Here is a 6,111-nt window from a genome sequence, read left to right as displayed (position 1 = left end):
ACTCCTTTGCTTTCCTTGTATTCCAAGGTTTTATTCGACAGGAAGATAAAAAAATCCTCCCGATTTTTGTCGAGAGGGTGCGAAATGTGAGATTTAATGTCTGTATCCACCTGAAAATTAACTCAGCTGCTTCAAATGCTTCCATATCTGCATCTGATGAACCAGAATCCGTTTTTAATCGACCTGGATGAATCACACTTACATGAATGCCTTTACTATTTAGTTCATTGTGTAAACATATTGACAGCATATTTTGAGCAGCTTTTGCTATTCGATATGAGTAAGAAAAGTGTCTATCTTTAAACTCGCCAGAAGCCATCTTTGATAAAGAACCGAGCCTGGAAGAAACATTGATTATTCTTGGATTTGAGGAATTAAAAAGAAAAGGAAGAGTAGCTTGAACGGTTCGTATAATACCTAAGCAGTGAATATTGAATAAATCATATACCTCACTGGTATTTACCTTGTCTATTTGGTACTCAACCCCTGGAATTCCCGCATTGTTAATTAGTATGTCAATCTTATTTGTATATTTTTTAATAGTTAATTCTATATTTTTTTTACACGAATCTAAGCCAACATCTCCTTCAATTGGATAACATCTTTCACTAAACTCTTCCCTAATTCTTTGAAGTGCAGTATTATTTCTTATCAAAGGAAACACAACATAATTATTCGCGTGAAATACTTTTAGTAACTCATAACCTAAACCTCTGTTTGCCCCAGTAATTAAAACATGCCCACTCATTTTTTAACTCCTTTCGAGTGTATAATCTTCATTCGAATAAAAATACTAAATCTCTATTATACCTTTCTTCACTAAACTGACTATTAGCCACCCATGCCACATTTTGCGGCAACACATTTATGGAAGTTAATTCGTTCTTTCATGGGAATTGAATAAGGAATTATTCTTTTTAAACTCATTCCATTCCTCACGAAGAATACCCATCCGAATCGAATCATAGTATTCGCCATTATAGTAGCGGCATTTTCTCATTCTCCCTTCTAATCGCATTCCAAATTTTTCCGCACATCTTATCATTCGTGGATTTCCAGACCAAGTCGTAAGTCCCACTCTCTCGATAGTTAGATTTTCAAAGAGATAGTCAATCCATAAAGATAATGCTTCCGTTCCAAATCCACCATTCCAATGTTCAGGAGAATATATGACAATTCCCATTTCAAGCCATCGTGTACGTTTGTCCTCCCAATAATAGCTAACCATACCTATAATATGACCTTGATGTTCAATAATCATTTGGCTTGGTACATCCGTAAAGTTCATTCTTTTTTCCATTGTCTCAGAAAACTTTTCAAAGGTGCAAAATTCAAGTGGATAATAAGGAGCATCGTACTTTTTCCATTCTGGATTCTCCACACCATATATCAGGTTATATAGAATTGGCAAATCATCGTGCGTTGGTGTCCGCAGAGATATTCTTTTTCCTGTCAGCAACAACTTTTGTAACATATATCCACCCCCTATCTTACAGAATTCAACAATCCATGCTATTATCCCTTTTCTAAAATCTTTCATTGTTGATTTTTGGCCAAATGAAAAAGCCACCTTATGATGAGGTAGCTTTTTTGTACATATTTTATTTAACTATCGCACCATTCGTTCAATAACCCTTCGTTACTCTCTTTTACTCCCGAATATATATAATGGTTCTTGCCGAAAATAAATACTTCTTTTTCCTTCGTGAAACCAATCTTCTCTGCCACACGAATGGATGGAACATTTTTTGGGTCAATAATACTTATCAGCTTATGTAAACCCAATTTATCAAACGCATATTCCTTGCACGCTTTGGCCGCTTCTGTTGCGAACCCCTTTGACCAATATTTTTTATTAATATGGTATCCAATCTCCACTTCTATACTGTCATTTATTTTTTGTTTGACAAGACCACAATCACCTATCAATTCATTCGTTTCCTTCAAACAAACCGCCCATAATCCATAACCATCATTCCGATATCTATCTTGATTTCGTTTAATCCAGTCTTGAGTTTGCTCAATACTAAAGGGGGCTGGATAAAACTTCATGGTTTCTGGGTCAGAAAAAATATGATGTAGAGAAGTAATATCTTCATCTCTATACTGTCTTAATATCAACCTTTCAGTTTCAAGAACAAACATTTATCCACCCCTTTCCCCTTTTGTTTAATCTCACGTTTTCACTAATGACTTAAGATAATGAATTCCTTGCTCCTTCAACCTTTCTGCCCCCTTAGCCAATCATGAAGCAGGCTTCACCATAGATGATGGAAGTTCATTCGTTCTTCCATGAGAGACAACCATGCCCATCTATACGACATCATTAGAAGAATGAAAGTATTAATTTTTAGGATAGTGAAAGAAACTTAACTCAAATCTCTTCCCCATAAATCATTTAACAGCAACATATAAAAATAGAAACGATTATAAAAATCGTTAATATAAATTTGAATTTTCAAACTTTTCTAAAGGTCAAATAAAAATTATAATAGCAAAGAATGTAACAATATAAAATACAGAGAATAAACTGTACTTAGTAAAAGGGCCTAAGAACAAACTAAGAATTGATAATTGAACAAGAAAGGCTAAAATGGAAATAGAAACCCACTTGAGATTACCCTTAATTTTAACAATGCTTATGATTGATAAAATAGTTGAAACTAAAATTAGTAACGTAAGAAGCCATTCATATAGGAAAAACAAAGATTCATTATAGACTGCAAATAAATAACCAATAACAGAAAGAGGTATTATCGCAAGTAATAAAAGGGCGTTTATTTTTATATATTTAATTTCTCCCAATCTTCTTCCCCCTCTTATGTTTTTAACTTAGACACACTATAAATTATATATTTTACCAACAGACCTGTTAGCCAACTATGAAGCGAGCTTCACCACAGATGATGGAAGTTAATTCGTTCTTCCTTCCACGGGGGTTCAACAATATCATTTTAATTCATCTGCGTAATGCTGAAGACCTCGTGCAAAAGGTTTTACACTTTCAGGGGAAAGAAGTAGTATTGCATTTATGAGCGTGCGAACAGACTCCCCATACTCACCTGCACTATATTGTGCCAAAGCATAGAAACAACGTATTCCAATATGATTTGGAAATTCGTCGATTGCACTCTTAAGAATGTGTTTGGAATGTTCTAACTGCCCTACGTTTCTAAGACTTGAACCCAGACATAATAATGCTACACATCGTTGTTCAGCAGGTAACCCAAGCGACAGTGCTCTCTCATAGTAAGGTATCGCATCTTGTTCTTTACCCATAGCATCTAAAGTCAAGCCGATTTCTAACTGAACAAAAGGGTTGTCGGCTTCGGTTTTTTCTAATAGAATGAGCAAATCATATGCACTCTGTAAATCGCCCTCTATACGGAATTTTTCAGCCGATTGTATTAAGTCGGATATATTCATATGCTCGCTCCTCTTCTAAACATAATCCCAACTTGATTCATATTCCCATTATTGATAATCAGAGAAGAAAAATTATTCATTATAATACTTTCTCCATATCCAGCATTGGGGAGAATCCAATCCTTTCATAGATTCTCCTGCCCTGTGAACTTGCCCATAGTCGAGCCCTTCTTGCTCCTCGCTCTTTTAGCCAAGAACAGACTTCTTCCACCAATTGAGAAGCCAAGCCTTTTTTTCGGTGATTGTTAATTGTATAAACACCAATTATCCAACCAAAAGGAGTTTGCTCTTCACTTAGAGGAGTGGCATACTCCATTCTAATAAGCCCCCCTGCACATGCCACAATGTTTCCTTTCTCATCAACCGCAACCCTGAATCTTAGATTGTTCTCCTCGCTCTCCTTAAGAAATAAGTTTCTAACTTCGTTAACACGTTCAATGTTTGGTATAGGTATACCATCCTTTTCCCCCATCTCACATGCCATTTTAAACCAATATTCTGCAAGTAACGGGAGCTCATTTTTTGTTGCCCATCTTGTTATATACATCACATATCCCACCTGTACATTCTTATTTTACTTAGATATTCAATATTCTTTCTTTTAATCCTCCCTCTTCAGCCAGACTGCCCATTAGTTAAATAACCTCAAAAAATATATTAACATCAAATTCCACATAACCTTTAAAAGACATGTAAAGATGGTTTTATCGACTCATATTGGTAAAACTTAACATCTACCTCCTTTTTCGTTTAAAATAAAATTGGGAGGGATAATCAATGAATGTAAATTTTGAACAGAGGTGTAAGGAACTATATCAAAAAGAAGTGACTCGCTTTAAAGATGCTGACATCCATATCGGACACGATTACATCACTCACGAAAATATCCGTTCTTTGGATATATTTAAATAACCGAATTAGGTTCGATGATATTTATTGAATATAATTTCAGTAAGGAAAATTTGGAAAAGTTTGAACAAAAACAACATATCGTTGGTCCTGGTTCGGCAGATGTGATAAGGCGATTAGTAAACCATTTTTGATAAGGGGGATAGGAAAATGAAGATAATTCCTTCCAAGAACCCACAAAAAATAACCTATTCTCAGTACAAACGATATACCCCTGAAAAACTTGAATTGCTGGACGGGAATTTATTATGGAACGAACAAGAACGAATGAACCTGTTGTTGTTGCTTCTTTACAACGTGGGATTAGAGTCTTTTGTTCAACACTTGCCAAAAGAATCAAGAAATGAGTTAAAATCTTTGTTAGAAAGTATTGATGAGGAAAATAGTGCGAAACAAGGAGGATTAAAACGAACGAGGAAAAGAAATTCTTTGCAACCTCATACATCCGTTCATGATTGGGGCATACAAGAAATCCTCGATAAAATGGATAAAGCAATAGAAAAACTCTACAGAAGATGGTAAAAACCTAACGAAAAGGAGTTGTGAACTTTTGTTACAAAACAACAATGAAAAACAAGTGTTAAAAGTGAAAAAAACCGTTAAAAGAGTGTATGTACCTATGCCAACGACGAGTCCTCGTGAAGAACAATTAAGAAAAGACACTCAATATTTGTTAAAGCTTCTAAAACAACTTCCAAAGATAATATTCTTTATAAATCGTTATAAATAGGGAGGAATAAGGAGGAATGGGGTAAGTTTTGAACAGAAATGCAAAGAGTTGTATGAAAAAGAAGTAGCTATTTATCGCAATTCAGAAATAACAATCAAACATGACTACCTCGCACACGAAAACATTCGCATGCTTGATATATTTATCTTGATAGCCGCTCTTGGCTCGATGATATTGATAAAATATAGATTAAATCAAGACAATGAAGTTGTAGGTCGTGAAGAATTCGTGCTGGGGCCTGGCTCTGCAGATGTTATTGTAGAATTACAAAACTGGTAAAACCCCTCATATTGAGGGGTTTTTTAGAATTATTCTTCTTCTAATGCATCTAAGACGGAATAGAAGTCGTCAATCACGAATATATGTTCGTTTACATCGTCAAAAAAAAATTCATTTTTAATACGAAAGCTGTCTTCTGTTTCGATTTCGGAACAGTATCTTCTTTCTTCACTTAACATCAGCCAACTCCCCCTCTTTATTTTCATTTTCTCTCCCATATCTTCTTACAAAAAGGACATTAAAAGTGTGTAACCATGTCGAGTTCTCTGTCACAAATTCCGATTTTCTTGCTACCATATTTCAATTCGTTCTTTTCATAATACTCTATGACTAAATCCGCATTGCAAAATGGACATTGCTCAACTGGCCTTTCTTCCATATCTCCCCCTCCTTCTGAAGACATTATACCATATAAAGGAAATAGGGAAGAAGGAAAAACTATTTCGCTCATGTTGTGAACTTAAAATTAGTAGAGTACCGTTTGCTTACAGTCTTTTCTATCAGCTAAATATTGCACCTTGACATGTTCGATTTCCACAGGCCTTTTGGAATTATCGTAACTGACCTTGAACTCTTTGATATATTTATCTTCTAATACTTCTTTGTTTCTTTCCTGTCTCCCTATTCCCTAAATGAAAAAAGAGAAACAGAGTTCGCCCCATTTCCCTTGCAAACTTTTTTAATTTTTTCTCTTTTTTCATCCTAACTATGTTCAGTAATAATCCCCCCCTTGATATTCCCCACCCCTTCACCCCGCGTTCCTACGC

General features: G+C 35.1%; 11 protein-coding genes. 3 read left to right on the top strand and 8 right to left on the bottom strand.

The window, feature by feature from the left end; translation table 11 throughout:
* From EKC99_RS14860 to EKC99_RS14835, 6 genes are all read right to left on the bottom strand, one after another.
* The coding region (locus tag EKC99_RS14860) for an SDR family NAD(P)-dependent oxidoreductase (protein ID WP_163152601.1) at positions 1 to 748 on the bottom strand (748 nt) is incomplete at its 3' end.
* Positions 749 to 874: 126 nt separating this feature from the next.
* Positions 875 to 1,474, bottom strand: a complete 600-nt coding sequence (locus EKC99_RS14855) for a GNAT family N-acetyltransferase (RefSeq protein ID WP_163152599.1) — start codon at positions 1,472 to 1,474, stop codon at positions 875 to 877.
* A 131-nt stretch (positions 1,475 to 1,605) separates the two neighbouring features.
* Complete coding sequence (locus EKC99_RS14850; protein ID WP_163152597.1) at positions 1,606 to 2,145, bottom strand: GNAT family N-acetyltransferase; 540 nt, start codon at positions 2,143 to 2,145, stop codon at positions 1,606 to 1,608.
* 330 nt (positions 2,146 to 2,475) lie between these two features.
* A complete protein-coding gene (locus EKC99_RS14845; RefSeq protein WP_163152595.1) occupies positions 2,476 to 2,805 on the bottom strand; it encodes a hypothetical protein in 330 nt (109 codons plus the stop codon).
* Positions 2,806 to 2,949: 144 nt separating this feature from the next.
* Entirely contained in the window at positions 2,950 to 3,426 is a 477-nt protein-coding gene (locus EKC99_RS14840) for a tetratricopeptide repeat protein (RefSeq protein WP_163152593.1), read from the bottom strand.
* A 79-nt stretch (positions 3,427 to 3,505) separates the two neighbouring features.
* Complete coding sequence (locus EKC99_RS14835) at positions 3,506 to 3,973, bottom strand: GNAT family N-acetyltransferase (protein WP_240468900.1); 468 nt, start codon at positions 3,971 to 3,973, stop codon at positions 3,506 to 3,508.
* 230 nt (positions 3,974 to 4,203) lie between these two features.
* Between EKC99_RS14835 and EKC99_RS16020 the strand changes: the two genes are divergently transcribed.
* From EKC99_RS16020 to EKC99_RS14825, 3 genes are all read left to right on the top strand, one after another.
* Positions 4,204 to 4,338, top strand: coding sequence for a hypothetical protein (locus tag EKC99_RS16020; protein WP_256368751.1), 135 nt, complete (start codon positions 4,204 to 4,206; stop codon positions 4,336 to 4,338).
* Between the two features lie 147 nt (positions 4,339 to 4,485).
* Positions 4,486 to 4,857 carry a hypothetical protein gene (locus EKC99_RS14830; RefSeq protein ID WP_163152591.1) on the top strand — a complete coding sequence of 124 codons (372 nt, stop codon included), beginning with the start codon at positions 4,486 to 4,488 and terminating at the stop codon, positions 4,855 to 4,857.
* Positions 4,858 to 5,113: 256 nt separating this feature from the next.
* Positions 5,114 to 5,344 carry a hypothetical protein gene (locus EKC99_RS14825; protein ID WP_163152589.1) on the top strand — a complete coding sequence of 77 codons (231 nt, stop codon included), beginning with the start codon at positions 5,114 to 5,116 and terminating at the stop codon, positions 5,342 to 5,344.
* Between the two features lie 29 nt (positions 5,345 to 5,373).
* Here the strand turns inward: EKC99_RS14825 and EKC99_RS14820 are convergent, their stop codons facing one another.
* Complete coding sequence (locus tag EKC99_RS14820; protein ID WP_163152587.1) at positions 5,374 to 5,523, bottom strand: hypothetical protein; 150 nt, start codon at positions 5,521 to 5,523, stop codon at positions 5,374 to 5,376.
* Between the two features lie 59 nt (positions 5,524 to 5,582).
* Positions 5,583 to 5,723, bottom strand: coding sequence for a hypothetical protein (locus EKC99_RS14815; RefSeq protein ID WP_163152585.1), 141 nt, complete (start codon positions 5,721 to 5,723; stop codon positions 5,583 to 5,585).
* Positions 5,724 to 6,111 lie beyond the last annotated feature (388 nt).

Origin of the sequence: Anoxybacillus sp. MB8 (assembly GCF_011006755.1) — a bacterium.
GTDB lineage: Bacteria > Bacillota > Bacilli > Bacillales > Anoxybacillaceae > Anoxybacillus > Anoxybacillus gonensis.
The sequence above is the reverse complement of the archived record's forward strand: the minus strand, read 5'-3'. Positions and strand labels throughout refer to the sequence as shown.